Source organism: Pricia sp. (genome assembly GCF_041745955.1).
Lineage (GTDB): Bacteria > Bacteroidota > Bacteroidia > Flavobacteriales > Flavobacteriaceae > Pricia.
The window spans coordinates 1-2743 of record NZ_JBGTHY010000539.1 but is presented as its reverse complement, the minus strand read 5'-3'; the positions used below and the strand labels follow the sequence as shown (position 1 = coordinate 2743).

Annotated in this window: 1 protein-coding gene; it reads right to left on the bottom strand. The window is 46.6% G+C overall.

Annotated features, from left to right (window positions below; genetic code table 11):
- Positions 1-2693: FAD-binding and (Fe-S)-binding domain-containing protein (locus tag ACEW8S_RS19385; RefSeq protein WP_373519756.1), on the bottom strand; the 2693-nt coding region annotated here is incomplete at its 3' end.
- Positions 2694-2743: the final 50 nt, after the last annotated feature.

Here is a 2743-nt window from a genome sequence, read left to right as displayed (position 1 = left end):
GAGGCAATGATGGAAACCGTATAGTTTTCCGGAAGGTTGAGCACGTCAAAGGTTACTTTTTGATTGCTCAAGGCTTTTTGATGGCAATGATTGTGGATTTTCACGGTCTTGGCTTCCTTGGTGAAATGTGCAGCCGTCAGTTCTCCCTTTTGGATTTCCTGGGATAGAAATTCCTCCAATAAAAAGGAGTTTATGGCAATGGCGTTAGTGGTTACGGAATCACTGGAAAAACGTTTGTATTCGTCCCGAAAGGTCAAGATGGCTGAAGGTTCCAATCCAATAACCGGACGGCCTTGGTCCGCAAAAACTTTTAATTTGGGAATATGGGCCAAGGCCAATTTTTTTGCTTGTTTTAGAAATCCTTTGGATAAGTAGGTGCGCCCGCTTTCCCCATAAAAAAGTTCCACCTCATACCCCAGGCGGGTCAATACTTCGATGGCATCCTTTCCGAGTTCGACATCGAGGTATTTCGTGAACTCATCGATATATAAAACTACTTTTCTTTTTGATGTAGTGTTTTGTTTTTTAAAGGATTGAAGATAGGTATCGAAATTAAAATTTGATACCTTTGGGAGACTTCTCCGAGGAGCAACCCCAGCTGATTTCTTCAATAATCCGCTTAAAAAATCAGAACCATAGACAGCATTTGTGAGGCCTGCCACTTTGCTTCCCAGTCGGTTCAATTTCGTGTTGTAGGCAAAAAGTTTGCTGCGTAGTGGATAGCCGTTCGCTTCTTGATATTGATAGAGGAATTCCGCTTTTAGGGTGGCGACATCCACGTTACTGGGGCATTCGCTACCGCAGGCCTTACAACTCAGGCATAGGTCGAAAACCTCTTTCAGCTCTTTTTGGTCAAAGCGGTTCTTTTGGTCTGAAACGGTCAAAAATTCCCGCAGGGCGTTCGCCCGGCCGCGGGTCGTATCCTTTTCGTTTTTGGTGGCGTGGTAACTCGGACACATGGCACCGCCCATATGTTCCGTCTTTCGGCAATCGCCGCTACCGTTGCATTTTTCGGCCGCTTTTAGAATACCTTCGCTATCGGAAAAGTCCAAAAGTGTCTTGATTTCCGGTTCCAGGCGGTCGATTTCGTAGCGCAGGGATTCGTCCATGGGATAGGCATCGACGATTTTACCAGGATTGAAAATGTTCTGGGGATCGAAATAACTTTTGATCCGTTTGAGCAGTTCGTAGTTGGACTCGCCGATCAACAATGGAATAAATTCCGCTCGAACGATGCCATCGCCGTGTTCACCACTGAAAGATCCGCGGTACTTTTTGGTCAATTTGGCCACATCGGTGGTAATTCTGCGGAACATACCCACATCTGCGGACTGCTTTAAATTTAAAATCGGACGTAAATGCAGCTCCCCTGCCCCGGCATGTGCGTAGTACACCGCATCTTGCCCGTAACCTTTCATGATTTCGGTGAACTCCGCAATAAAATCCTTTAAATCTTCAACGGCTACGGCGGTATCCTCGATACAGGCCACAGCCTTACGGTCGCCGACCATGTTGCCCAGCAGTCCGAGTCCCGCTTTTCGCAGTTCTACGGCTTTGTTGATATCACCACCCTTTAATACGGGATTTGCATAGCTGAGTCCCGACTCGGCTATTGTTTCCTGTAAAGCAAACAATTGTCGCTCTAGATCAGTTTCCGTATCCGCCTTTACCTCAAGCATCAAGAGCGCGGCAGGATCGCCTTCGACGAAGAAGCGGTTTTTCAACTGTTCGCGGTTGTTCTTGGTACACTCCAATATCACCCTGTCCATCATTTCACACGTATGCAAGCTGTGCCCCATTACGGGGGCCACATCGCTCAAGCAATCTTCCAGGGTTGTGTAATGTGTCACCACCATAGCGGCTAGTTTGGGCGGCAAATCATCCAATTGCAAGGTAATTTCCGTGGTGAACGCCAAGGTGCCCTCGCTGCCGCTTAACAATTTGCAAAGGTTGAAGTCCGCATCGGCCATCCCAAAAACGCGGTTGTACAAAAGCTCGTCTACGGCGTATCCCGTGTTTCTTCTGTGGATTTCAGGTTTAGGAAATTCCGCTAGTATTTCATCCTGTATATCCTTATCCGATAATTCATTATATATATTTTTATAAATGGATGCTTCAATAGAATCACCTCCCATTTTATCCTCAAAACTGGACTCAGAAATGGCCTTAAACTCCACTTCACTGCCATCGGAAAGTATCGTTTTAAGCGAAACCACCTTGTCACGGGTCACACCATATTGAATCGAGGTCGTGCCCGAAGAATTATTGCCGACCATACCGCCGATCATACAACGGTTGGATGTAGAGGTATTCGGACCAAAAAACAGTCCGAAAGGTGCGAGATACAGGTTCAGCTCGTCGCGGATCACGCCCGGCTGCACGGTAACCTGTTTTTTTTGCTCGTCGAGATGGATAATTTCAGTGAAATGTTTGGAAACGTCCACCACAATACCATCGCCAACACATTGTCCGGCCAATGAAGTTCCCGCCGTTCGCGGAATCAATCCGACTTTATGCTTACCGGCAAAACCGATCAGCTTTTTAATGTCCTCTATGGTTTGTGGAAAGACCACGGCAAGCGGTGTTTTGCGATACACGGAGGCATCGGTAGCATAGAGCGCTTTAGTCAGTTTATCGGATACCAACTGCCCTTGCAGCGACGCGCCAAGCTCTTGAAGTAAATTTTTATCCAATGGAAAGCAATTTTGATTGCAAAAGTAAGTTTTTATGGTTGAAGGGATAT